We start from the raw sequence: 24,159 nt of genomic DNA on the forward strand, positions 1-24,159 counted from the left end.
CCGGCTGTACCCCGAGCCGACGGGTGAGGTGCGCATGAGTCTGTCTCTGCGCTTCGCCGCCGGATCGCACAAGGGCATGATCCGGGAGGGGAACGAGGACTCCGGTTACGCCGGACCCCGGCTGCTCGCGATCGCCGACGGCATGGGCGGCCAGGCAGCCGGTGAGGTCGCCTCCTCCGAGGTGATCTCCACCCTCGTCCAGCTCGACGACGACGTACCGGGCTCGGACATCCTCACCTCGCTCGGTACGGCCGTGCAGCGCGCCAACGACCAACTGCGCCTGATGGTCGAGGAGGACCCGCAGCTGGAGGGCATGGGCACCACGCTCACCGCCCTCCTGTGGACCGGTCAGCGCCTCGGTCTCGTCCATGTCGGCGACTCCCGCGCCTACCTGCTGCGCGACGGCGTACTGACGCAGATCACCCAGGACCACACCTGGGTGCAGCGCCTGGTCGACGAGGGCAGGATCACCGAGGAAGAGGCCACCACCCATCCGCAGCGCTCGCTGCTGATGCGTGCGCTCGGCAGCGGCGACCACGTGGAGCCCGATCTCTCCATCCGCGAAGTCCGCGCCGGCGACCGCTACTTGATCTGCTCGGACGGCCTCTCGGGCGTTGTCTCGCACCAGACGATGGAAGAGACCCTGGCGAGCTACCAGGGCCCTCAGGAGACCATCCAGGACCTCATTCAGCTCGCTCTGCGCGGCGGCGGCCCGGACAACATCACCTGCATCGTGGCCGACGTCCTCGACGCCGATGTCAACGACACCCTGTCCGGGCAGCTCAACGACACCCCGGTCGTCGTCGGAGCCGTCGCCGAGAACCAGCTGAACGCGGCCGAGAACGACCCCTCGATGCAGACGCCCGCGGGCCGCGCGGCCGGCCTCGGCCGCCCCGTGCCGCAGCAGGGGCCCGGCGGCTTCGGCCCGCCCGGCAGCGGCGACCACGAGGACTACGGCTCCCCGCAGGCCGAGACCGGTCTCGGGGAGTACACCGACGAGGACTTCATCAAGCCGCGGTCGGGGCACAAGTGGCTGAAGACGTCCTTCTACCTGGTGCTGGCGATGGCCGTCGTCGGCGGCGGCCTGTACGGCGGCTACCGCTGGACGCAGACCCAGTACTACGTCGGCTCCAGCGACCAGCACGTCGCGCTCTACCGGGGCATCAGCCAGGACCTGGGCTGGCTCTCGCTCTCGAAGGTCGAGAAGGACCACCCCGAGATCGAACTCAAGTACCTCCCCCCGTACCAGCGCAAGCAGGTGGAAGAGACCATCGCCGAGGGCAACCTCGGCAGCGCGCGCGTCAAGATCACCGAACTCGCCACCCAGGCCTCGGCCTGCCACAAGGACGAGCAGCGCCGCGAGGCCGACCGTGAGGCCGATGTGGCCGCCGGCGGCCAGACGGACAGCACGGCGAACACCACCACGGGCACCACCACGGGAGCCACCGCGGGCACCACCGGCGGTACGGCGAACGGCGCGACGGCCGGCAGCACCGGTACCGATCCCGCCGGCCCGATCACGACCACCAAGCCGAAAGCGTCGACTCCCACTCCGGGCCCCAGCCTGTCGGAGGAAGAGCAGAAGCTGGCCTCGAACTGCGTAAGGCAGTAGAAGCAGTAGCCGGCCGTAGGGGGCCTTTTCACCACCATGAGCGTTGTCACCAACACGACCACCATCGGCGCGATCGAAGCGCCGAGCCGGCGCAACACCGAGCTGGTCATGCTCGCCTTCGCCGTCGCCATCCCGGTGTTCGCCTACCTGAACGTGGGCCTCGCCCTCGACGGCACGGTGCCCACCGGCATGCTCGGCTACGGCCTCGGCATCGGCCTGCTCGCCGGCGTCGCCCACCTCGTGGTGCGCAAGTTCGCCCCGTACGCCGACCCGCTGCTGCTGCCGCTCGCCACGCTGCTCAACGGCCTCGGCCTCGTCATCATCTGGCGGCTCGACCAGTCACCCCGGCTGATGCAGCGCGCCAAGATGGCGTTCGGCGGCTTCAGCCCCGACGCGCCGAAGCAGCTGATGTACTCCGCGATCGGCATCGCGCTGTTCGTCGCCGTACTGCTGCTGCTGAAGGATCACCGGATCCTCCAGCGCTACACGTACATCTCCATGGCGGTGGCCCTGATCCTGCTGGTCCTCCCGATGTTCTTCCCCGCCGTCAACGGCGCGAAGATCTGGATCAGCCTCGGCCCGTTCACCATCCAGCCCGGTGAGTTCGCCAAGATCATCATCGCGATCTTCTTCTCCGGCTATCTGATGGTCAAACGAGACGCGCTGGCCCTGGCCAGCCGCCGCTTCATGGGCCTGTACCTGCCCCGCGGCCGTGACCTCGGCCCGATCCTCGTGGTCTGGGGCGTCTCGATCCTCATCCTGGTCTTCGAGACCGACCTCGGCACCTCGCTGCTGTTCTTCGGCGTCTTCATCGTGATGCTGTACGTCGCCACCGAACGCACCAGCTGGATCGTCTTCGGACTGCTCATGTCGGCGGGCGGAGCCGTCGGCGTCGCCACCTTCGAACCGCACGTCCAGGACCGCGTCACCGCCTGGATCGACCCCTTCGACTGCTACCAGACCGACGGTGCCTGCCAGCAGATCGGCGACGCCCTGCTGTCCTTCGGCTCGGGCGGCACCCTCGGCACCGGCCTCGGCCAGGGCAACTCCGACCTGATCGGCTTCGCCGCCAACTCCGACTTCGTCCTGTCCACCGTGGGCGAGGAGTTCGGCCTCGCCGGCACGATGGCGTTCCTGCTCCTGTACGGGCTGATCGTGGAGCGCGGCGTACGGACCGCCCTCGCCGCCCGCGACCCCTTCGGCAAGCTGCTCGCCATCGGCCTCTCCGGCGGTTTCGCCATCCAGGTCTTCGTGGTCGCGGGCGGTGTCATGGGCCTCATCCCGCTGACCGGTATGACGCTTCCCTTCGTCGCGTACGGCGGTTCCTCCGTGCTCGCCAACTGGGCCCTGATCGGCGTTCTGATCCGGATCAGCGACACCGCGCGCAGGCCCGCGCCCGCGCCAGCCCCGTCACCCGACGCCGAAATGACCCAGGTGGTCCGACCGTGAACAAGCCACTGCGCCGCATCGCGATCTTCTGCGGGCTGCTCGTCCTCGCCCTGCTGGTCCGGGACAACTGGCTCCAGTACGTACGCGCCGACGAGCTGAACACGCACAAGTTCAACCGCCGTGTCGAGATCGAGCGGTACAGCCACAAGCGCGGCAACATCATCGTCGACGGCAAGCCGATAACCGGCTCGGTGAAGACGGACGGCAGCGACTTCGTCTACAAGCGCACCTACACCGACGGCCCCATGTGGGCGCCCGTCACCGGGTTCGCCTCGCAGGCGTTCGGTGCCAACCAGATCGAGAGCATCGAGGACGGCATCCTCACCGGCAGCGACGACCGGCTCTTCTTCGACCGCACCATGTCGATGTTCACCGGCAAGGAGAAGCGGGGCGGTGACGTCGTCACCACTCTCAACGGTGCAGCCCAGAAGGCCGCCTTCGAAGGCCTCGGCAACAAGAAGGGCGCCGTGGCGGCCCTCGACCCGGCGACCGGCAAGATCCTCGCGCTCGCCTCCACGCCCAGCTACGACCCCACGTCGTTCGCGGGCAACAGCAACAAGGACACCAAGGCCTGGGTCGGCCTCGACAAGAAGAACGACAAAGACGACCCGATGCTCAACCGCGCGCTGCGCCAGACCTACCCGCCGGGCTCCACCTTCAAGGTGGTCACCTCGGCCGCCGCCCTGGAGCACGGCAAGGTCGCGAATCCCGACGAGAAGACCGACTCGCCGCTGCCGTACATCATGCCCGGCACGACGACCGAGCTGAAGAACGAGGGCAACCTCCCCTGCAAGGACGCCACGCTCCGCGAGGCGCTGCGTGTCTCCTGCAACAGCGTCTTCGGCAAGCTCGGCGCCGACCTCGGCAAGGACCAGATGCTGGAGACGGCGAAGAAGTTCGGCTTCAACGAGGAGCAGTTCGTTCCGGTGCGCGCCGAAGCGTCCCAGTTCCCCACCGAGGTCAACACCTCGCAGGTGGCGCTCTCCTCGATCGGTCAGTTCGACACCCGCGCGACCCCGCTCCAGATGGCCATGGTCGCCTCCGCCGTCGCCAATGACGGCAAGCTGATGAAGCCGTACATGGTCGACCAGCTGCGCGCGCCCAACCTGGACGTGCTCAACGAGACCGAGCCGGAGGAGCTGAGCCGGCCGCTGACCCCTGAGCACGCCCAGATGCTCCAGAGCATGATGGAGACGGTCGTCAAGGAAGGCACCGGAACCAGCGCGCAGATTCCCGGCGTCACCGTCGGCGGCAAGACGGGTACCGCCCAGCACGGCGAGAACAACGACCAGAACCCCTACGCGTGGTTCCTCTCGTACGCCAAGACGGACAACGGCTCCCCGGTCGCCGTCGCGGTCGTGGTCGAGGACAGCGACGCGCGCCGTGACGACATCTCCGGAGGCGGTCTCGCCGCCCCGATCGCCAAGGCCGTCATGAAGGCGGTCATCGACAGCAAGAAGTGACGCCGGTCACGGCTCACGTCCATATCTGCACATTGCGATACCGGTCGGATATCAGCTCGCCCGCTCGGGCCCGACGGATACGGCGCGCCCGGTAGCGTAGGCGCGAGCAGCACACCGCCGGACCACACACCGGTGCGGTCGGGACTGACGGAGAGGGCTGGAACAGTTATGGAAGAGCCGCGTCGCCTCGGCGGCCGGTACGAGCTGGGCTCGGTGCTCGGCCGTGGTGGCATGGCGGAGGTTTTCATCGCCCATGACACCCGGCTCGGCCGCACCGTCGCTGTGAAGACACTGCGGGCCGATCTCGCCCGCGACCCGTCCTTCCAGGCCCGGTTCCGCCGTGAGGCCCAGTCGGCCGCCTCGCTCAACCACCCGGCGATCGTCGCTGTCTACGACACCGGCGAGGACTACGTGGACGGGGTGTCCATCCCGTACATCGTGATGGAGTACGTCGACGGCTCGACGCTCAGAGAACTGCTGCACTCCGGGCGCAGACTGCTCCCCGAGCGCACGCTGGAGATGACCGTCGGCATCCTCCAGGCGCTGGAGTACTCGCACCGCGCCCAGATCGTCCACCGCGACATCAAGCCGGCCAACGTCATGCTGACGCGCACCGGCCAGGTCAAGGTCATGGACTTCGGCATCGCCCGCGCCATGGGCGACTCCGGGATGACGATGACGCAGACCTCCGCCGTCATAGGAACCGCCCAGTACCTCTCCCCGGAGCAGGCCAAGGGCGAACAGGTCGACGCGCGGTCCGACCTGTACTCCACCGGCTGTCTGCTCTACGAACTGCTCACCGTCCGTCCGCCCTTCGTCGGGGACTCCCCGGTCGCGGTCGCCTACCAGCACGTACGGGAAGAGCCGCAGCCGCCGAGCGTCTACGACCCCGAGATCACGCCCGAGATGGACGCGATCGTGCTGAAGGCCCTCGTCAAGGACCCGGACTACCGCTACCAGTCCGCGGACGAGATGCGCGCCGACATCGAGGCCTGTCTCGACGGCCAGCCCGTCGCGGCGGCCACCGCCGCCATGGGCTCGGTCGGCTACGGCGGCGGGTACGGCGGCCAGAACGACCAGTCGGCCGCCGCACACGGCCAGTCGGGCCCGGGCGCCCAGACGACGATGCTCCCGCCGATGAACGGGGACAACGGCGGTTACGGCGGGTACGACGACCGCCCCGACCGGCGCCGCGGCAAGAAGACCAGCAAGTCCAACACCTCGACCATCTTCCTGGTGGCCGGAGGTGTCGTGGTGCTGATCGGCGCGATACTGATCGGCAAATGGTTCACCAGCGGCGACGACGTCCAGCAGGTCCCGGTGCCGGCGCTCGTCGGCAAGACGCTGAAGGAAGCCGAGACCTCCGCGACCAACGCGGACATCAAGGTCGAACAGTCGGGGGCCGAGCGCTGTGATGTGCCCAAGGGCTCGATCTGCAGCCAGGACCCCGCGAGCGGCAGCATGAACGTGGGCGAGACCATCCGGGTCGTCGTGTCCGAGGGCGCTCCGACGGTCAAGATCCCGGACGTCACGGAGAAGGACGTGGAGCGGGCCGAGACCCTCCTCACCGACGAGGGTTTCCGCGTCAAGAAGGAAGACGTCGAGTCCGACGAGGACCCTGGGCGGGTCATCAGCCAGAAGCCCGAAGGCGGCTCGCAGGCCGAGAAGGGCTCGACCATCACGCTGCAGGTGGCGAAGACCAAGCAGATCCCGGTCCCGGACTTCACCAACGGCTCGACGACGATCGATGCCGCCAAGGCCCAGCTGGAACAGCTCGGCTTCAAGGTCACCCGCAACGACGTGGACTCCGACCAGCCCGCGAACATCGTCGTCAAGCAGAATCCGCCGGGCGGACAGCGGGCCGACAAGGGCAGCGAGATCACCCTTGACGTCTCCAAGGGCCCGCAGGAGCCGGAACAGGTCCAGGTCCCCGGTGGCATCAACGGCAAGCGGGTCGGCGAGGTCAGGGGCGCCATCGAGGGCGCGGGACTGACCGTAGCGTTCGCTCCGAACTCTCCGCAGGACGACAACGCGCTCATCATGAACGTCGCACCGGGCGAGGGCTCACAGGTCCCCAAGGGGTCCGCGGTCACCCTGATGACCGTGCCGGCCCCCGGCGGCGACAACGGCGGAGGCTTCTTCGGCGGCCCGAACGGCGGCCGCTCGCGCGGCTAGGACCTGTCTGACAGAGGCGGATGAAGCGACAGCCCCCGGGCCCTGAGAAGGGCACCGGGGGCTGTTCGTCTGCCGCGTCGTACGTCACGTGGCCTGTCGCGTCGTGTGCCGCGTACGGCTCAGCGGAGTTCCGGCGGGGGCGTGCGGTCCTTGTCGACCTTCTCCGTGCGGACGAGCTGCGCCCAGACCACGTAGCGGTAGTCCGACGTGTAGATCGGCGTGCACGTCGTGAGTGTCAGGTAGCGGCCCGGCTTGGTCCTGCCCGACTCCTCGGGGACCTGCTCCAGCACGTTCACGTTGTACTTCGACGTGCTCGGAAGCTCCTTGTAGACCTTGTAGACGTACCAGGTGTCCTTCGTCTCGAAGACGACCGGATCGCCCACCTTGACCTGGTGGATGTTGTGGAACTTCGCGCCATGGCCGTCGCGGTGCGCGGCCAGCGTGAAGTTGCCCTCCTTGTCCCAGGGCAGGGCCGACTTGACCGGCTTGGTGTAGTACCCGGCAACGCCCTCGTTGAGGATCTCGGCGGTGGTGCCCTTCTTGACCAGCACCTCGCCGTTCTTCATCGACGGGACGTGCAGGAAGCCGATGCCGTCCTTCGGGTCGTAGCGGGGAGGGCTGCTGGGCTTCGTGCCGCCGCCCGTACCGCCCGCCGCCCACTGGCGCCGTACGTCGTCGCCCTGCCTGGACGCCGAGCGGTCGGCGAGCACGTTCGTCCACCACAGCGAGTAGACGACGAAGAGGCCGAGCACCAGGCCCACGGTGATGAGCAGTTCACCGAAGACGCCGACCACCGCGGCGACCGGGCCGCGCCGGCCGCGTGCCGGTACCGGCCGCGACGGGGACGGTGTGCCGGTCTGTTCATCGTGCTCGGTCCTCGCTGACACCGCGCCCGTCCCCTGTCGCTGTGGTGATCCGCTCAGCCGACGAGAGCGTCGGGCATGCCCTTGCTGCGCGGCCGTTCGTCCACCATCTTGCCCCACACGATCAATCGATAGGTACTGGTGAATTCGGGGGTACACGTCGTAAGGGTGATGTAGCGGCCGGGCTTGGTGAATCCGGATTGCGGGGGCACCGGCTCGATCACGCTCACGTTCGAGGGGGGCGTCTGCGCCAGCGTGCTTGTCATGTCGTACGTGTAGTACGCGTCCTGCGTCTCGACGACGACCTCATCGCCCGGCTTCAGCTGGTTTATGTAGCGGAAAGGCTCGCCATGGGTGTTGCGGTGGCCGGCCACCGCGAAGTTGCCCTCCTTGTCGGAGGGCATCGCCGTCTTGAGGTTGCCCTCGGAGTAGTGACCGACCATGCCGTGGTCGAGGACCTTCCCCTTGCTGATGCCCTCGGCGATCGGGACGACCACGTCGAGCTTGGGGATGTGCATGATGGCGAAGCCCTGGCCCGGCTCGAAAGCGCCGGCCTGCTGGCCCTTCTCGTCCGATCCCTTGGACCAGTTGTCCTGGATCTTGTTCGTCTCCTTGTCGGCGTAGACGCCGGCGCTGACGTTCGTCCACCACAGCTGATAGGTGACGAACAGCAGCATCAGCACACCGAAGGTGATGAACAATTCGCCGACCGCGCGGCTGACGATGACTCCGGGACTGTCCTTGAGCGCGCGAGCGGCTGCCCGCGCCTCGACGCGGGAGAGCGGCTTCGCGGGCTCGGAGGCCTCCGCCGGGCCCTCCGCCCTGCCATCGGGTCCCCTGCGGGCCCGGCTGCCGCCCCTGGCGGCCGCTTTACGGCGCTCCGCGCGGCCTCCCGGGGTCGGAGCCTGGACGGGCGGCTCGGCGGCGGGCAGACCGGCCGTACGGAGCGCGATGGTCTCCTCGTACGGCACCGGCTCCGGAGCCCGGACCGGAACGGGCTCGGACACCGGCTCGGACACCGGCTCGGGCTGCGGCACGGGGACCGGCGCGGGCTCGCGCTCGGCCGACGGCTGCGGGTGATCGTGGTGCGCGTACGCGGCCGGATCGTACTGCGGGTACGGAACTGGACCGGGCTGCGGGTACGGAGCCGGATCGGGCTGCGGGTACGGAGCCGGCTGCGGCTGCGGGGGGACGTGCGGGAGCTGCTGATCCGGCGGGAACGGCCGCGGCGCGGTGGCCTGAGGCAGCGGAGGCTGCGGCTGCGGAGGCTGCGGCTGCGGAGGCACCTGGGGCAGCGGCGCCTGTGGTTCGACCGCGTACTGGTTGTAGTAGCCGTCCGACCACTCGGCGGCCGGGTCCTCGGTCTCCCACGCCGGCTGGACCGCCGGGGACGGCGCCGCGTATCCCGGGGCGGGCACGTCCGACCGCTGCCCCGGCAGCGGATCGTTCAGCGGGTCCGCGAGCCCGTCCGCGGTCGTCCCGAACGCGTGGGGGTCCTCGTACCCGCCGTACCCGGCTCCGTGTTCGGGACGGCGTTCCGTCACGCGACGGCCTTGCCCACCACCGGCGCGAGACCCGCCGCCCGGTCCACCGCGCCCGGATCACCGCACTGCGCGAGCCAGTTGGCCAGCATCAGGTGTCCGTACTCCGTGAGCACCGACTCCGGATGGAACTGCACGCCCTCGACGGCCAGTTCACGGTGGCGTACGCCCATGATGATGCCGTCCGCCGTCCGCGCCGTGACCTCGAGATCGGCGGGCAGGGCCGCGGGGTCGGCGGCGAGCGAGTGGTAGCGGGTCGCGGTGAAGGGGGAGGGCAGACCGGCGAAGACGCCCTTGCCCTCGTGCGTGACGGGCGACGTCTTGCCGTGCAGCAGCTCGGGGGCGCGGCCCACGACGCCTCCGTACGCCACCGCCATGGACTGCATGCCGAGGCAGACGCCGAAGACGGGGACGCCGGTCGCGGCGCAGTGCCGCACCATGTCGACGCAGATCCCTGCCTGTTCCGGCGTACCGGGCCCGGGAGAGAGCAGGACGCCGTCGAAGCCGTCCTGGGCGTGGGACGTCGCCACCTCGTCGTTGCGCAGCACCTCGCACTCGGCGCCGAGCTGGTAGAGGTACTGGACGAGGTTGAAGACGAAGCTGTCGTAGTTGTCCACGACAAGAATGCGCGCGCTCATCCGGCGGCCCCCGCTCCCGATTCGCCGTCGACGGTCACGTCGTTGAAGGGCAGCAACGGCTCCGCCCACGGGAAGACGTACTGGAACAGCACGTAGACGACCGCGAGCGCCAGGACGAGCGAAATGGCCGCCCGTACCCAGACGTTGCCCGGCAGATGCCGCCAGAACCAGCCGTACATGCTGTCCCTTTCCGTTCCCGTTCGCGGTACCGCGCCGGGGCGGCGGTACGGGACCAGACTAAAGGGCCGCAGGGACACATGGGCGGCTCATGGACAGGCTGCCTGACCGTTCGGGTTTGCTGTTCGTCACAGCGGGACCGCGGCCGGCCCCCGGCAGGAGGACCCCCGGCCGCGAGGGCCGCTCCGGACCGCTACGTGACCGGCGCCGCGTAGTGGAGATCCACCGTGCCCGTGTAGCCGGGAAGCGTCGTCTTCCCGTTCTCCTCGATCTTCCAGCCCAGCCCGTACGCCTTCACGTACAGCAGGTAGTTCTGGATCGAGGAGGAGGCGTCCAGAGCCTTGCGCAGCCTGCCCAGGTCACCGACAGCGGTGATCTTGTACGGCGGTGAGTAGACGCGGCCCTGGAGGATCAGGGTGTTGCCCACGCACCGTACGGCGCTGGTGGAGATCAGCCGCTGGTCCATGACCTTGATGCCCTGGGCACCGCCCTGCCACAGGGCGTTGACGACGGCCTGCAGATCCTGCTGGTGGATGACGAGGTCATTGGGCTGCGGCTCGGGGTATCCCGGATTGGCCGTCGCGTTCTGCGGGGCGTCGTTGAGGGTGACGGTCAGGGCCCGGCCCGTGAGCTTCTCGGTGCCCGCGGTCTTCTCCAGGGCGTGGAGCCTGGCGTCCTCGGCCCCGGTGGAACCCGCGTCCCGCCGGGCGAGGGTGTCGACGTCCTCGCGTACCGCCGCGGTGGATTCGTCCAGCTCGGCGTTCTTGCGGCTGCGTTCCTGGATCAGGTCGGAAAGCTTCAACAGGGAGCCGTCCGTACGCAGGTTGGTCCCCTTGGCCGTGTTGAAACTCGTGACGAAGATCAGCCCCGCGAGCGCGAAGACAGCGGCCGTGAGCAGCCGGACGGGCCGCCAGGACGGCCGGCGCACCGGAGCCTCGGCGGCTGCCTCTGCGAGTCCCTCTGCGGCGGCTTCCGGCGGGGCCTCCGAGGGCACCCGCGAAGCCCCTTGGGGAGAGTCGGCGAAATTGCTCAACGTACCCTTATCTCCTTAGGAGCCGCGGAAGCACTACGCTAACGGACGCCCGGGGGGTGGCAGCGTTCCCCCTGCTCCCCGCCCCCGCACCCCGTTCAGTTCCCTGCGCGGTAACGCAGCGCATCGACAGGAGAGTCCCTCGTGCCGAAGTCACGTATCCGCAAGAAGGCCGACTTCACGCCGCCTCCGGTGGCGAAGCAAGCGACCGCCATAAGGCTGGCCAACCGGAGCTGGGTGGCTCCCGTCATGCTCGCCATGTTCCTGATCGGCCTGGCCTGGATCGTGGTCTTCTACGTGACCGAGGGCGATCTTCCGCTGGATTCCTTCGGCAACTGGAACATCGTGGTCGGATTCGGCTTCATCGCCGCGGGCTTCGGCGTCTCCACTCAGTGGAAGTAGCCGGTCCGCCCCTCCGGCGTCAAGCTCTGCCCTGAGTTATCCACACCGTTGTCCACAAGCAGGGGAAAAGGTCAGACGATCTGTGGATAACCCCACGGGATGTTGACACCGGTGTGACTGCATCATCCGTTCCGACGGCACGGTCGCCCCTTGTCACTGCTGGTCAAACCCACATTGGCGACAAGGGGCACTGATGTTCCCCACATCGTGCACAAGATCCGGCACCCTCTGTGGAAAACGCGGCCCTGCCCGGTCGTTCTGTCGGATCACCGGCCATCGGATGATCAGACCATCGGGCCATCCGGATCAGATGCTCACCTCACCGCACACCTGCCGAACGTGCGCCGGACACGCCTCGGACGAGCGCCGGAACACGTGTCGGACAGGCACCGGACCGGACAGGAGCAGACACCGGACAGAGCACCCCTCAGGGCGCTCACCCGACGAGCGTCGATGTCCTGATCACGATCATCACCACGGTCAGCAGCAGCACCAGCCCGCCGGATCCGTACTGCACCAGGGCCCGGCGCTCGCGCGGCGCGTACACCATGCCGATACCGACGAGCGTGCCGGCGATCAGCCCGCCGACGTGCGCCTGCCAGGCGATGTTTCCCATGGTGAACGTGAAGATCAGGTTGATCACGAGCAGCGCGAGGACGGGGCGCATGTCGTAGTTGAGCTTGCGCACCACGACCGCGGTCGCGCCGAACAGCCCGAAGATCGCGCCGGAAGCGCCCAGCGTTGCCTGGAACTGGCTCGCGAGGAGATATGTGAGCGCGCCGCCCGCGAGACCCGAGATCAGATACAGCGCCAGATAGCGCGCCCGGCCGAGCGCCGCCTCCAGCGGCCCGCCGAGCATCCACAGGCTCAGCATGTTGAAGCCGATGTGCCACACCTGCTGGTGCAGGAACATGGACGTGACCAGCCGGTACCACTGGCCGTCCGCGACACCCAGGATGCCGCCGCGCCCGTCACCGGCGTACCCGATGAGGGCGAGGTCCTCGATCAGGCGGTCGCCCACCGCGCTGACGGCGATGAAGACGGCGATATTCAGGCCGATCAGGATCTTCGTGAGCAGCCGCGGGTCCGACGCGACCGCGCCGCCCGCGAGAGTGCGGGGCCGGCTCGCGGCAGGGGCGTGCCCCGTACCCGACCCCTGCCGTACGCACTCGGGGCAGTGGAAACCGACCGAGGCGTCGACCATGCAGTTGGGGCATATCGGCCGCTCGCAGCGGGTGCAGCGGATGCCCGTCTCGCGGTCGGGGTGCCGGTAGCAGCCGGGCAGCCCCTCGGCGACGACGGGCGGTTCCTGGCCTCCATGGCCTCCGGGCGGCTGGTCCATCGGTCCTCATCCATCGGTACGGGCGGTTCGGGCGGTTCGGTCCTGCTGTGCGCCGTGACGGCGGGGAGGCGCCACAGCGCGCACCGCCCCGCCCGTCCGGTATGTAACCACTACGGACGGGCGGGGCGGGATGGTTCCCGGGCGGGGATCCGGACCGGGATCCGGACCTTACGGAGCGGTCAGCGGGTTTCGACGACGACCGACTCGATCACGACGTCCCGCACCGGACGGTCGGTGCGCGGGTTGGTCTCGGCGCCGATGATCGCGTCCACGACCTTCTTTCCGGCCTCGTCGCTGACCTCACCGAAGATGGTGTGCTTGCGGGTCAGCCAGGAGGTCGGCGAGACGGTGATGAAGAACTGCGAGCCGTTGGTACCCGGTCCCGCGTTCGCCATGGCCAGCAGATAAGGCCTGTCGAAGGCGAGGTCGGGGTGGAACTCGTCCTCGAACTCGTACCCCGGGCCACCGGTGCCGTTGCCCAGCGGGTCGCCGCCCTGGATCATGAACCCGCTGATGACACGGTGGAAGACGGTGCCGTCGTACAGCTTTTCCGTGGTCTTCTTCCCGGTCGCGGGGTGGGTCCACTCGCGCTCCCCCTGGGCGAGTTCCACGAAGTTCTTGACCGTCTTCGGCGTGTGGTTCGGCAGGAGCCGGATCTCGATGTCGCCTTGGTTGGTCTTCAGGGTGGCGTAAAGCTGCTCGGCCACGATGCGCCTTCCGTAAGTCGTCTCTGACTCGCACGATCCTCGCACGGGCGGCGGCCCCCCTGTCCGGGGTGTGACCCGCAAAGACCGTTTCCGGCCGCCTTGCTCCGTTTTAGGGACAACTGATGCACGCATGTGTCAAAGCCGCTCGCGGTGGACACACGCAGAGGGCAAGAGACAGCGCGGCGAAGAGAGCACGGCGACGGGGAAAGTACGGCGGACAGCGGACCAGGACCGCCAACTCGCCGTTCGTGACCCGGATGCCCGTAACGCGTGCCGAGCCCGAACCGGGCAGGCATGATTTCAAAAAGGGTGGATAGGCGAAATACGGAACGCCACCGAGGAGGATGATCCTGTGACCCGCATGGAAAGCGTGCGCGCCGCTACCGGTTCGGCGAGGGAGAGCGTGCAGCACGCCGCGGAAGCGGTGGCACCTTACGCCGGAACGGCCAAGGAGCAGGCCGCTCAGTATGCCCACGAGGCGCGCGTGAGGCTCGCCCCGACGATGACAAGGGCCGCTCAGCAGGCCCGTGTTCAGTATGGCGCGTATGTAGCGCCCCATGTGCCCCCGAAAATCGACGAGGCAGCGCACCGCGCCGCCGTCCAGACGCGCAAGGCGGCCCGTCAGGCGACGGGCTACACGGTGCCGCGGGTCGAGCACGCGGTCGCTGTCGCACAGCCGGTGGCCGAGGAGGCAGCGGTGCGTTCCGCCGCCGCTCTGGCCGCCCTGCGCGGCGGGATCACGTCGAAGGACATCCAGGCACTGGTGCGCAAGCACGAGCGGCGGGCCAGGGCCGGCCGGGTCGCGAAGGGCCTCGCGCTCGCCGGTCTGCTGGCCGGTGGGGCTTTCGCCGCGTGGAAGTGGTGGGACAAGCAGGCGAATCCGGACTGGCTGGTGGAGCCGCCCGCCGCTACCGAGGTGTCCGAGGGAGGAGCGACACTGGCGTCCGTCGACGGCAGTCCGGACGCTCTCGATCCGCTCGATCCGGATGTGCGGGCGAAGCAGTCCGACGCGGACGCCTCGGACCGGGACGACCGCCCCTGACAGCAGGCCGTGGCATGAGGCGCCGGGACACCGCGGGGTTCCCGGCGCTTCATGCTGTGACAACTGCCGCCGTACCGGCCCTGTCCGCCGTACTTGCCGTACCGGCCCTGTCCGCCGCACCCGACTTCGCACCGGCGCCGGTCAGGGATTCGGCGAGCGCGTCAGCCGATACGTCGAGGGGTGAGTCGGCCGGAAGATGACGGACCGAGGGCGAGGAGCCGTGCGCCTCCGCGCGGATGCGTTGCTTGATCGTGGGCGGCAGTGACCGGCCGCGCGGAAGCTGCCGCGGTACGGCCAGCACGGGCGCGGCCTCCGCGACCCGCCTTCGCCCTGCGGGCTCCGCGCTCCCGTGATAGGCGGCGGGAGCCGGCGCGGGCTGATCGGCCGGCTGGTCCACCGGCTGCGGCACGGCGCTGCCGGCGGCCGCGGCGGGAGTGGTGAGCCCCAGGGAGGCGAGCACCGCGAAGAACGCGGTGATGAAGACGGTCCACAGTTTCTTGACCTTGATGGCGGCCATGACCCCTCGCTTTCGGGTTGAGCGATCTACATACCTTTCTCATGATGTGTACGCATCTCGAGAATCAACGGAACGACGCTGCCCGTACGCAGTTCTTCGGATGAACACCACTCTTACGGTCCAACCGGGCACCCCCGTGCCCCCTGACCGGCGGAACCGGGCGGACAAATCGAGGCCACGCAACAGCCTCGCGGTGCGGCACATCGCCCGATACGGAAGCTTGACCTCAAGCGCTTCAAGTATCGGAGGCTTCCCCCATGGCAGCAGTGACCGGAGAGCACGCAGCGGGTCTGACCGTTCAGGAGATGGCACGACGGTCGGGTTTCAGTGAGCCCACGCTGCGCTACTACGAGAAGATCGGGCTGCTGGGAGTGGTCGCCCGGGACGAGTCCAGTGGTCATCGACGGTACGGGCCGGCGACGGTGGCCCGCGTCGAGGCGCTGTCATGTCTGCGTTCGGCGGGGATGACGGTCAGCGGGATGCGCCGCTACCTGGACCTGCTTGCCCAGGGGAACTCCGCGGCGGCCGAGCAGCGGGATCTGTTCGCCGCCCAGGCGGAAAAGCTGGCCGCCGACGTCGAGCAGCTTCAGCTGCGCCTGACCTATCTGCGGCGAAAAGCAGACATGTGGGACGCCCGTGTCCGTGGGGACACCGCTGCCGAGAACCGCGCGGCCGTAGCGGTCACGCGCGTAATGGAAAAATTCTCCCACTGAAGGACTGAAGCAAGATGAGCACAGAAGATCTCGCCGTCTCGGCCTCCGAAAACGTGACGGTGCTGGTCACGGGTGGCACCGGCTTCGTCGGCGGCCACACCGTCGCCCGACTGCTGCGCGAGGGGTACCGGGCACGTGTGACGGTTCGGAAGCCCGGGCAGGAGGCCGATGTGCTCGCGGCGCTCCGCCAGGCCGGAGTCGATCCGGCGGACCGGCTCGAATTCGCCGTCGCCGACCTCAGCACCGACGGCGGCTGGGCGGACGCCATGGCCGGAATCAGCCACGTACTGCACCTCGCGTCACCCTTCCCGTTCACTCCGCCCGAGACGGAGGACGAGCTCATCCGGCCCGCCCGCGACGGGGCGCTGCGGGTCGTCTCCGCGGCCCGGAACGCCGGGGTTCCGCGGGTCGTGATGACGTCCTCCTATGCCGCGGTCGGGTACACGGTGAAACCCGGCAACAACTACTCCGAGGCGGACTGGACCGACCCGGACACCGAGGGCCTGCCCGCCTACCACAAGTCGAAGGTCCTCGCCGAGCGCGCGGCCTGGGACTACGTCCGCCACCACGGGGACATCGAGTTGGTGGTCATCAACCCCACGGGCATCTTCGGTCCCCCACTCAGCAACCGGCCCTCCGGTTCGGTCGGACTGGTCAGCGGCATGCTGACCGGCCAGATGCCTGTGGTGCCGATCATGCACTTCGGCGTCGTCGACGTACGTGACGTCGTGGACCTGCATCTGCGGGCCATGCTGCACCCGAAGGCGGCGGGCGAGCGGTTCATCGCTGTCAGCGGACCGTCGATCAGCCTGTTCGGCATGGCACGGATCCTGCGCGAGCACTTCCCCGCCGCGGCCGGCCTGCTTCCCTCCGCCGAAATGACCATCGACCAGGTGCGCGAGGCCGCGAAGACCGAGCCGGCCCTGCGGGACGCCGCGAGCCTGCACGGCCGGATTCCCGTCATCAGCAATAAGAAGGCGCGGTCGCTGCTGGGCTGGGAGCCTCGCGACGCCGGCGAGACGATCGTGGCGACCGCCGAGGGCCAGATCCGGCTGGGGCTGACTCTGCCCGAGAACGACAGTCTTCAGTCGTAACCGTCAAGGAGAAGTCGGCTTTCCGCGCGATGAGCCGAGGTTCCCGAGAGATCGATCCGGGGTTCGATTTTCATCGGATGCGTGGATTCCGGCGCGGTGCAGGAGCGATTCTCTGGATTCCGTGATTGACGTGATCGAAAAATACAGAGCGCCATATCCTTACGACGGAGCGTCGCGTGTTTCCCTGCCAACGCTTCACCGACGGATGCCCACGACACGTCCGCGGTGACGATCCGTAATGCTGCTGACAGACAGTGTCTGACCGGCCCCCGCGCTCAGCGGGAAACAATCGCAAGAAAGGTCACATATGGCGCATGAGGCGTTACGGTCACCTGCCGACGTGTGGTTACTCGTACGGGAGCGCCCGGTTCCGCTGCAAGGCGCCACCCGTGAACTGGCCCAGGCGCTCGCAACGCTTCACGGGCCGCGATTCGCCGTCTGTCACACCGACGAGTTCGTCCTCGGCGTCCGCGAGGGGCAGTTGATCCTGCGGACCCTGGGCGGCATGGACGTTCCCGCTCCGAAGGTCGTGTGTGTACGTCAGGTGCCCGGCTCGATGCGCCACGACCGCGAGGTGACCCTGCTGCGGCACCTGGAGCGCATGGGCTCGACGCTCATCAACCCGCTCGACGCGCAGCTCGTGTGCCGGAACAAGATCTGGCAGTCGCAGGAACTGGCCCTGGCCGGCCTGCCGGTGCCCGACACACTCTCGTACGCGACCGCGCCCCTGGAAGGCGTCGTACGCGCCCCCGGCCTCGACACACCGTGCGTGGTCAAATCGGTCAGCGGGCACAAGGGCAAGCAGGTGTTTCTCGCGCCCGACTCACATCTTCTGCGGGGTGTGGCGGGCGCCCTGGCACAGGAGACCCCGCATCTCTTCCAGGAATACGTGTCCCACTCGCACGGCCGGGACCTGCGCCTGATCGTGGTCGACGGCGAACCCGTGGCCGCCGCGGTGCGTACCTCCCGCAACGGCGGCCTCGTGTCGAACATCGGACAGGGAGGCGCCGCCACCCTGTGCCTGGGCCGGTATCCGGAGGCGGAGGAACTGGCCGTCCGGGCCGCCCGCGCCGTGGGACTCGCCATCGCCGGTGTGGATTTCCTTTTCGCCTCCGAGGACACGTTCACCATCTGTGAGGTCAATGCCGTCCCCGGCTGGCGCCCACAGATGACAACTGTGACTCCCGCGATCACCGACTGCGTCGGCCGCCACCTCAAAGCGTGGACGCGTGGGCCGAATCGGCCGGCCGAAGGAGCGTGAGCCCTGCCCCGGTCCGGTCGCGGCCGACCTTGTCGGAGTCCCACCCGCTCCCTGCGCGCCTCCAAGTACTCCCGATCGGAAGCCATGTCGAGGCCGCCGCGCCGTGAAGGAAACCGGCAGGTGTTCCGCAGGTGCGCCTAGGCCTCGGGACCTGGGGCGGCCGGGCGCTCCTGACTCGCCATCAGACCAACGAGTACGCGCTGCTCTGACCGAGGACAAGCAGGGCCCGTCCCGCAGTGGCCCCTTTACCGACCGCACGCGGTTGTCCCCGGCCGGGCCAGGAGCGCGGGGATGACCACGTCGACGGATGCCGTGGCGCCGATAGATGTCGACGGTCCTGGCCGGCTCGTCGGACGATGACGGGTACGACCTGGGAGCGGCTGGTTGCCCAGCTGATGACGATGGGCCTGTTGGCGCCGGCGGTGCCGGGAAGCGTGAACGACGTCAGAACGAGACCTGCGCGGGAGACCGATCGCTCAGCCTGCGCGTCACGTTTCAGCGGCAAGGCCGGTGCTCCGAATCCGACAGACGGTCGCAAAAGTTTCCTTTTCAGGGAAATGACCCACTCCTCCCAACAACTCCTTTGCCCCGCCGGTAAGTTGCCAGTCGATCATGCTTGCCAGTGGGAAGTGCCGGTGTTCTAATTTTGTAAGCAGCGAGGCGGACGCGTCTTCATTTGACGACCTTTGAGTGCAGCAGAGGTCGAGTCACACGAGTGAACTTTTACTTTCTTTTGGGCTACGATTCAAAGGACTCTTCGTGGAAAAGCCGAATCCGCTGGAGACACGGGAACTCACCGACGATGAGCTGAACTTGTTGTCCGCAGCCGGAGATCCCACGGCGCCGGACGAGTTCTTCGCCGCGCAGGAAGCCTTCCCGGAGGACGCTCCCGCCGCCGAATCGTACGTAGAGGCCCCCGCGTTCGAAACCTACGTCGAGCCCGACCCCGCGCCGGAGGAGTCCGCGCCGCCGGCCGAGGAAGCACCGGCCGAAGAACCGTCCACCGAAGAACCCCCGGCCGAGGGACCGCCCGCCGGCGAAGAACCCCCTGCCGAGGAAACACCGGCCGAAGAACCGTCCACCGAAGAACCCCCGGCCGAGGGACCGCCCGCCGGCGAAGAACCCCCTGCCGAGGAAACACCGGCCGAAGAACCCTCCGCCCAAGAACCCCCGGCCGAGGGACCGCCCGCCGGCGAAGAACCCCCTGCCGAGGAAACACCCGCCGAAGAACCCTCCGCCCAAGAACCCCCGGCCGAGGGACCGCCCGCCGGCGAAGAACCCCCTGCCGAGGAAACACCCGCCGAAGAACCGTCCACCGAAGAACCCCCGGCCGAGGGACCGCCCGCCGGCGAAGAACCCCCTGCCGAGGAAACACCCGCCGAAGAACCCTCCACCCAAGAACCCCCGGCCGAGGGACCGCCCGCCGGCGAAGAACCCCCTGCCGAAGAAACACCGGCCGAAGAACCCTCCACCCAAGAACCCCCGGCCGAAGAAGCACCCGCCGGCGAAGAACCCCCTGCCCAAGAACAACCAGCCGAAGAAACACCGGCCGACGAACCCATGCCGAGCGACTCTGACGACGCTGGACAGGGTGCAACGGAGCCCGGTGGTGACGAGTCGATGGCTGAGGGATCGGATTCGGGCGGGGAGTGATACCTGCCCTCCGAGGCCCGAGCCTGAGTCCTGGCTCGGGGCGAGCCGGGGCAGTAGCGGCCGGAGCGCTCATGTTTCCGTGAGAAGCGGGCCTGTGATTTCAGCAGACCCGCTTCCGGGAAGCCCTTGACGGGACCCTTTTCATCAAACGAGTCAAGTCGCGAGCCGGCTGGATCATGCTTCTGCCAAGCACCACCGGCTCGGTCATAAGAAGTTATGGGCGACAAGGACCCCTGGAGGTTTCCACTGGTGGCGAGCGTCTGTAGCGGGTGAGGGAAACGGCGTGGCCGAGGAGGGCAAGGCAGCAAGAACCTTTCTCTCGTATCGCACGGTAAGACGGCAATAGCCGAACAGCCGGGCGATCGACCGCTCGATCTCGCAGCGGCGCCTCCCGAGCTGCTCACCATGTTCGATTCCCGCGCGTTGGCGATCCGCGGGATCAAACACCGCCACGGAGCAGGGTGAGGCAGTCGGCGGAAAAGTACGCCTTGTCCGCGCGAGCCCTGGCCTGTCTCCGCCGGTTCGGTCCGCGCCTGGAGCGGACACTGGGTTTCGCCGGGATGAGCGGTTTGAACGCCTGTCAGGCAGCTCCGACCCGGACGCGCCAACGGCAAGCTGGAGGCCCTGAACGTCGGACAGGACCTGGGGTCGGCTGCTTTTCCTGCCGCGGTCAACCGGTTTCGGCCCGGTCAGCGCGTCCTCCCTTTCGCGCGGACAGAAGCCGCGTCAATGATCGCTGAGGTCCAGGCGGCGTCACTCCTCACCCCTGGCAACGAGTTCGGCCGGCACCGCACGGTGCAGTCGCCGCACAAGCCCGCTCGTCCACCACGGGCAGTGACCGTCCATGCTGTGTCTCTTGTCTGCGCCAGAACCGCCGGTCGGCGGCGATCCCGTCGATGATGAGCAGGACAGGACCGTCGAGCAGGGCAGCCGCCTTCCTCGATGCCTCACGGCTTCGCTCGCGGACGGGCTGTTCGAGCGTGGGCCCCGGGGCGGCCAGGCAGTCGGGGACTTCGATGATGCGCCGGTAAGCCGTGGTCGTGCCGGTGCCGAACCCGGCTGGCTGCGAGCTGGGCACGGGAATCCCGTTGCACAGGTGAGCAAGGGCGTGCGGGGGCGGCACGAAATACGACATCACCGAGCTTATTGCCGGGTCTTTCGTATTCCGGCAGAGTGACGCGTGCATGGGGCCTCCGACCTCAATCGCCTGGGCGCGTGACGAGCGCTCGGCATCGACTCCGGACGGGAAAGCGACATCCGTCGCCCGATAGAATTCCGGCGAAAGGGCGGGCTATATGCGTCGAGGATGCGGAAGCACCCTGACGGGTCCCTTTACCGACGTATTGCACATTCCAAAAATACCCAAAGCTTCACCATTTATATATTCCAGCCAAAAATGACCACAACGGGCAAAAAGCCTGATTGCCAAAGAACAGGAGGCCGACCATATGGGCACTTCGAGTGAAAACCCCTCGAAGCATCCGAAGGGAACCCCAACGGAAGGGGCGTCGGCGGGAACACCGTCCACCCCCGCTGAAACTCCCGCTGTCTGGGATCAGCCGCTGCCCTGGCAGAGCAACGGCGGTACTCCGAAGAGCCCGGTGACCGGGCAGAAGGCAGCACCTCCTGCTCCCGAATCCGGACCGAAGGACGCGACGGCGGCCCTCCCGGGCAGCCCTGCCACCGCTGCCGCCGCCACCGCTGCCTCCGCCTCCGCCTCCGCCACCCCTGCCTCCGCCACCACCCCTGCCTCCGCCTCCGCCTCCGCCTCCGCAGAGAACAGCAGCACGGAAGAGACCGGTCCGCCGACGAAGCGCCGGACTCTGTCGAAACCTGCGGTCTTGTCCTCGGCCGTCGTCGTCGGCGCGCTGATAGCCGGCCTCGCCCTCTGGGCCGGAAGCGGCGGAGAGAGTTCGGGCTCGACGGCCCAAGCCCTTCCTGCCGGAGCCGCCGCTGCGTCGGCGACCGCGGCGGGCGCCGCTCCCTCGATGACACCGAGCCCGGGGCACAGCAGTTCCTCACCGTCTCCGAGCACGTCGTCACCGACGGCCAGTCACACTCCAGTGATGCCCAGCCCGACCCCAACGACCTCGGCGAGTCCCACCAAGCCGCCGTCCCGTCCGGGCAAGGAGGCCGGTGCTCCTCCTAAGCCGACGACGAAAGCGCCCAGCCCCGAACCTTCGGGCAGAAACATCCGCAGTTTTGACAGTGGCCTCTGTCTCAGCGCCGGATCCGGCGCCGAGGGGCAGCGCCTTGTCGTTGACAGGTGCTCATCATCCAGCGCCTCCCAATCATGGGCTGCCTATGGGGACGGCACGCTGCGTGCGATGGGGAAGTGTGTGACGGCGGAGGGGTCGGACCGCGATGGAGCCGCGGTGCGGCTGTCATCCTGTGACGGACGTTCAGGGCAGCAGTTCAGCGTCAACGGCTCGTTCAGGCTGGCGAATGCCGATAAGTGCGTCCAGGCCTGGGACGAGAGCGAGACACCGGGATCACAGTTGGAAGTCGATCGGTGCAACGGAAGGGACAGCCAGAAGTGGCAGTTCGCTGACGTTCGCCACTGATGGTGGGCCGGCCGAGGGCGGACGGCGACGGCTCCGCCGGAGGCGCTCATCGCCGGTCGAGTGGAAGAACCACCGGCGGATCGCGGAGCACGCCGGACGCGTGAGGCCGGCCTCATTGCGGCTTCGCCTGCCTGCTGCCGGCCCGCCGCTCCGGCAGCGGCCTCCGCTTCGCTGTCCGCGCCGGCGCCCCGCCCGGACCGACCGCTCAACCGCGTTGCCCGACTCCCCTCTCTCCTGCCGTTTCATGCGATGGGATCATCGGACGGACCCGAGCGGGCGCCACAGTGAGCGCCGTACGGGGAAACCGAGATATGGGGGTGTCAGTCAGGTGACGGGCTCGATTCGTGCTCAGGCTCATGGCGGGGCGGCCTACGCTCTGGAGTCCCTTCGGATTGGCTTCTGCTGGCTGCTGCATCCTGCCGGTTCGGTCAATCACCAGTCGCTGGTGTTCGCAAACGGGCTTGCCCCGGACCCGGATTATCACTTGGTCGTGATCGACCTGCCCGAGGACATGGGACAGGAGGTCTGGGACGCGGTCCCCGATTCTCTGCCGCAAGGACCCGCCGGATTGCGGCTCGTCTTCGGTCGCACTCCACCGGGGGGTGCCGTTGCCTGCGGCAGACGACTGGCTGAGCGGCTGGGCCGGGTCGTGGTGGTGGCCGAGGGCCTGCCACAGCCCGCTGCGGGAGGCTCTCTGTTCATCGGCGCGGACAGAGGCCTGGGCTGGATGCGCTGCGAGCCCGGCAAGCCGGAGTGGCGCGAGTCGCGACGGTTTCCCCGGCCCACGTGGGACGCAGATGTCCGTGATCAGTCCTGGCCCGTGAGTGAGCACACGGTGGCCGAGCCGATACCGGGCGGCATGTGGCTCCGGTCCACCAACGAGACTTACGAAGCGAACACCTGCCGGGCCTTTCTCGCGGCACACCTGCCTGCCCCACGCGACACTCTCACCGTCGTGGTGGGTGCTCCGGGGGCGCCGCCGGTGCCACCCGTCGACATTGCCGCGCTGTGGAACTCGATCCCGCACACGCTCAGGCCCGCCGTCCGCTTTCTCCAGTACGGGCCGGTGCGGCAAACGAAGGCCCGGTCCTTCGGCGACATGCTGGCGCGGACACTGAGGTATCCGGCCCGGTTCCTCCTCGGCATGCCGGCCTCAACCGCGCGAACGGATCCCACGGCGGCGGAGCAGGTGTTCGTCATGCTGAAGGACGGACAGCTGGGACGGCGTCTTCTCGCCACGGAGTCCTTCGTCCTGCCACCGCACGACGCGGGTGGGCGAACGGGGCCCGCGCTCATCCACAACCATGCCTGGCCGGTTCTTCATCTGCCGGAAATCGGTCACCGCGTATACCGCTGCGCGGAGGGCGCGGTACTGGAAGTGGTCCGCTGCGGAATCTGGGTGAGACCGGAGGCGGAACCGGCCCACGCGGAGCACGTACGCTCCCTGCCGGCTGGTTCGCGCGGAGAGCTCATTCTCTTCGACGACCTCGATACGCCGCTCGCTCCCTACCTGCGGCATCTGGGCGCAAAGGTGGCGCAACTCCTGGAGCCGGCCGACCGTGAGGTCGCTCGCCTTGCCCCGGTGAGCGCGACAGGCGTCACCGCACCGGCCCCACCACCCGTACCGCCCAGGGCTGCGGGTGAACGAACGGAGCGCACCTCCGTACCGGACGCCGCCGCCCCCGCCCCCGCCTCAGACCCGGACCCGAACCTGGCCGTGCCCTTGGCGGACCCCGTTCCACAGCCCGCGGACGCGGAACCGGAGACCGGTAGTTCTCCGGAGCGGGAGACGGCTGTGCCGAAGCCGGCCACCGCTGAGGGGCAGCACGGCCGGGAGGTTCAGGTCGAGCCGGCGGTGGCTCACCCCGCCGGAAGCCCGGAACCCGTCGCACCAGCCCCCGCCGGGAAACCTGCGG

Annotated in this window: 20 protein-coding genes; 10 read left to right on the plus strand and 10 right to left on the minus strand. The window is 68.4% G+C overall.

Annotation, left to right across the window (positions count from 1 at the left end):
- The first annotated feature begins 34 nt into the window (after window positions 1-34).
- From ACIP6N_RS11460 to pknB, 4 genes are all read left to right on the plus strand, one after another.
- The gene (locus ACIP6N_RS11460; protein WP_401814739.1) at window positions 35-1,612 is read left to right on the plus strand and encodes a PP2C family protein-serine/threonine phosphatase; all 1,578 of its coding nucleotides are present in this window, start codon (window positions 35-37) and stop codon (window positions 1,610-1,612) included.
- A 36-nt stretch (window positions 1,613-1,648) separates the two neighbouring features.
- The gene (locus tag ACIP6N_RS11465) at window positions 1,649-3,061 is read left to right on the plus strand and encodes an FtsW/RodA/SpoVE family cell cycle protein (protein WP_401814740.1); all 1,413 of its coding nucleotides are present in this window, start codon (window positions 1,649-1,651) and stop codon (window positions 3,059-3,061) included.
- A complete protein-coding gene (locus ACIP6N_RS11470; protein WP_401814742.1) occupies window positions 3,058-4,524 on the plus strand; it encodes a peptidoglycan D,D-transpeptidase FtsI family protein in 1,467 nt (488 codons plus the stop codon). Before ACIP6N_RS11465 ends, ACIP6N_RS11470 begins: the two co-directional genes overlap by 4 nt.
- Before the next feature lie 168 nt (window positions 4,525-4,692).
- Entirely contained in the window at window positions 4,693-6,699 is a 2,007-nt protein-coding gene (pknB, locus tag ACIP6N_RS11475; RefSeq protein WP_401814743.1) for a Stk1 family PASTA domain-containing Ser/Thr kinase, read from the plus strand.
- 119 nt (window positions 6,700-6,818) lie between these two features.
- On the opposite strand, the gene ACIP6N_RS11480 is transcribed toward pknB, so the two are convergent.
- The 5 genes from ACIP6N_RS11480 to ACIP6N_RS11500 all read right to left on the minus strand — a co-directional run bounded on the left by ACIP6N_RS11480 (window position 6,819) and on the right by ACIP6N_RS11500 (window position 10,951).
- Complete coding sequence (locus ACIP6N_RS11480) at window positions 6,819-7,586, minus strand: class E sortase (RefSeq protein WP_401814745.1); 768 nt, start codon at window positions 7,584-7,586, stop codon at window positions 6,819-6,821.
- Between the two features lie 32 nt (window positions 7,587-7,618).
- Window positions 7,619-9,106 carry a class E sortase gene (locus tag ACIP6N_RS11485; protein WP_401814746.1) on the minus strand — a complete coding sequence of 496 codons (1,488 nt, stop codon included), beginning with the start codon at window positions 9,104-9,106 and terminating at the stop codon, window positions 7,619-7,621.
- Window positions 9,103-9,741, minus strand: a complete 639-nt coding sequence (locus ACIP6N_RS11490; RefSeq protein ID WP_401814748.1) for an aminodeoxychorismate/anthranilate synthase component II — start codon at window positions 9,739-9,741, stop codon at window positions 9,103-9,105. The genes ACIP6N_RS11485 and ACIP6N_RS11490 overlap by 4 nt, the downstream gene beginning before the upstream one ends.
- Complete coding sequence (locus tag ACIP6N_RS11495; protein ID WP_401814750.1) at window positions 9,738-9,920, minus strand: hypothetical protein; 183 nt, start codon at window positions 9,918-9,920, stop codon at window positions 9,738-9,740. Before ACIP6N_RS11495 ends, ACIP6N_RS11490 begins: the two co-directional genes overlap by 4 nt.
- 191 nt (window positions 9,921-10,111) lie before the next feature.
- Window positions 10,112-10,951 carry a DUF881 domain-containing protein gene (locus tag ACIP6N_RS11500; protein ID WP_401814752.1) on the minus strand — a complete coding sequence of 280 codons (840 nt, stop codon included), beginning with the start codon at window positions 10,949-10,951 and terminating at the stop codon, window positions 10,112-10,114.
- 141 nt (window positions 10,952-11,092) lie between these two features.
- Between ACIP6N_RS11500 and crgA the strand changes: the two genes are divergently transcribed.
- Window positions 11,093-11,350, plus strand: a complete 258-nt coding sequence (gene crgA / locus ACIP6N_RS11505; protein WP_401814754.1) for a cell division protein CrgA — start codon at window positions 11,093-11,095, stop codon at window positions 11,348-11,350.
- Window positions 11,351-11,786: 436 nt separating this feature from the next.
- Here the strand turns inward: crgA and ACIP6N_RS11510 are convergent, their stop codons facing one another.
- Together ACIP6N_RS11510 and ACIP6N_RS11515 are read right to left on the minus strand one after the other, a co-directional pair.
- On the minus strand, window positions 11,787-12,692 hold the full coding sequence (locus ACIP6N_RS11510; RefSeq protein WP_401814755.1) for a rhomboid family intramembrane serine protease: 906 nt from the start codon (window positions 12,690-12,692) through the stop codon (window positions 11,787-11,789).
- Between the two features lie 179 nt (window positions 12,693-12,871).
- Window positions 12,872-13,399 (minus strand): peptidylprolyl isomerase, encoded by a 528-nt coding sequence (locus tag ACIP6N_RS11515; protein WP_401814757.1) that lies wholly within the window; start codon window positions 13,397-13,399, stop codon window positions 12,872-12,874.
- A gap of 361 nt (window positions 13,400-13,760) precedes the next feature.
- Here ACIP6N_RS11515 and ACIP6N_RS11520 point away from each other — a divergent pair, with 361 nt between their 5' ends.
- Window positions 13,761-14,441 (plus strand): DUF5324 family protein, encoded by a 681-nt coding sequence (locus ACIP6N_RS11520; RefSeq protein WP_401815231.1) that lies wholly within the window; start codon window positions 13,761-13,763, stop codon window positions 14,439-14,441.
- A gap of 49 nt (window positions 14,442-14,490) precedes the next feature.
- On the opposite strand, the gene ACIP6N_RS11525 is transcribed toward ACIP6N_RS11520, so the two are convergent.
- Entirely contained in the window at window positions 14,491-14,958 is a 468-nt protein-coding gene (locus ACIP6N_RS11525; protein ID WP_401814758.1) for a DUF6344 domain-containing protein, read from the minus strand.
- 257 nt (window positions 14,959-15,215) lie between these two features.
- Here ACIP6N_RS11525 and ACIP6N_RS11530 point away from each other — a divergent pair, with 257 nt between their 5' ends.
- From ACIP6N_RS11530 to ACIP6N_RS11540, 3 genes are all read left to right on the plus strand, one after another.
- Window positions 15,216-15,671, plus strand: coding sequence for a MerR family transcriptional regulator (locus tag ACIP6N_RS11530; protein WP_401814760.1), 456 nt, complete (start codon window positions 15,216-15,218; stop codon window positions 15,669-15,671).
- A gap of 14 nt (window positions 15,672-15,685) precedes the next feature.
- Complete coding sequence (locus ACIP6N_RS11535; protein WP_401814762.1) at window positions 15,686-16,765, plus strand: NAD-dependent epimerase/dehydratase family protein; 1,080 nt, start codon at window positions 15,686-15,688, stop codon at window positions 16,763-16,765.
- Between the two features lie 340 nt (window positions 16,766-17,105).
- The gene (locus ACIP6N_RS11540; protein WP_401814764.1) at window positions 17,106-18,026 is read left to right on the plus strand and encodes a RimK family alpha-L-glutamate ligase; all 921 of its coding nucleotides are present in this window, start codon (window positions 17,106-17,108) and stop codon (window positions 18,024-18,026) included.
- 738 nt (window positions 18,027-18,764) lie between these two features.
- Here the strand turns inward: ACIP6N_RS11540 and ACIP6N_RS11545 are convergent.
- Both ACIP6N_RS11545 and ACIP6N_RS11550 read right to left on the minus strand, forming a co-directional pair.
- On the minus strand, window positions 18,765-19,556 hold the full coding sequence (locus ACIP6N_RS11545; RefSeq protein ID WP_401814766.1) for a hypothetical protein: 792 nt from the start codon (window positions 19,554-19,556) through the stop codon (window positions 18,765-18,767).
- Window positions 19,557-21,234: 1,678 nt separating this feature from the next.
- Window positions 21,235-21,714 carry a hypothetical protein gene (locus ACIP6N_RS11550; RefSeq protein ID WP_401814768.1) on the minus strand — a complete coding sequence of 160 codons (480 nt, stop codon included), beginning with the start codon at window positions 21,712-21,714 and terminating at the stop codon, window positions 21,235-21,237.
- Between the two features lie 31 nt (window positions 21,715-21,745).
- Here ACIP6N_RS11550 and ACIP6N_RS11555 point away from each other — a divergent pair, with 31 nt between their 5' ends.
- Window positions 21,746-22,243, plus strand: a complete 498-nt coding sequence (locus ACIP6N_RS11555) for an RICIN domain-containing protein (protein WP_401814770.1) — start codon at window positions 21,746-21,748, stop codon at window positions 22,241-22,243.
- Window positions 22,244-24,159 lie beyond the last annotated feature (1,916 nt).

Source organism: Streptomyces sp. NPDC088725, assembly GCF_044751305.1.
Taxonomy (GTDB): domain Bacteria; phylum Actinomycetota; class Actinomycetes; order Streptomycetales; family Streptomycetaceae; genus Streptomyces.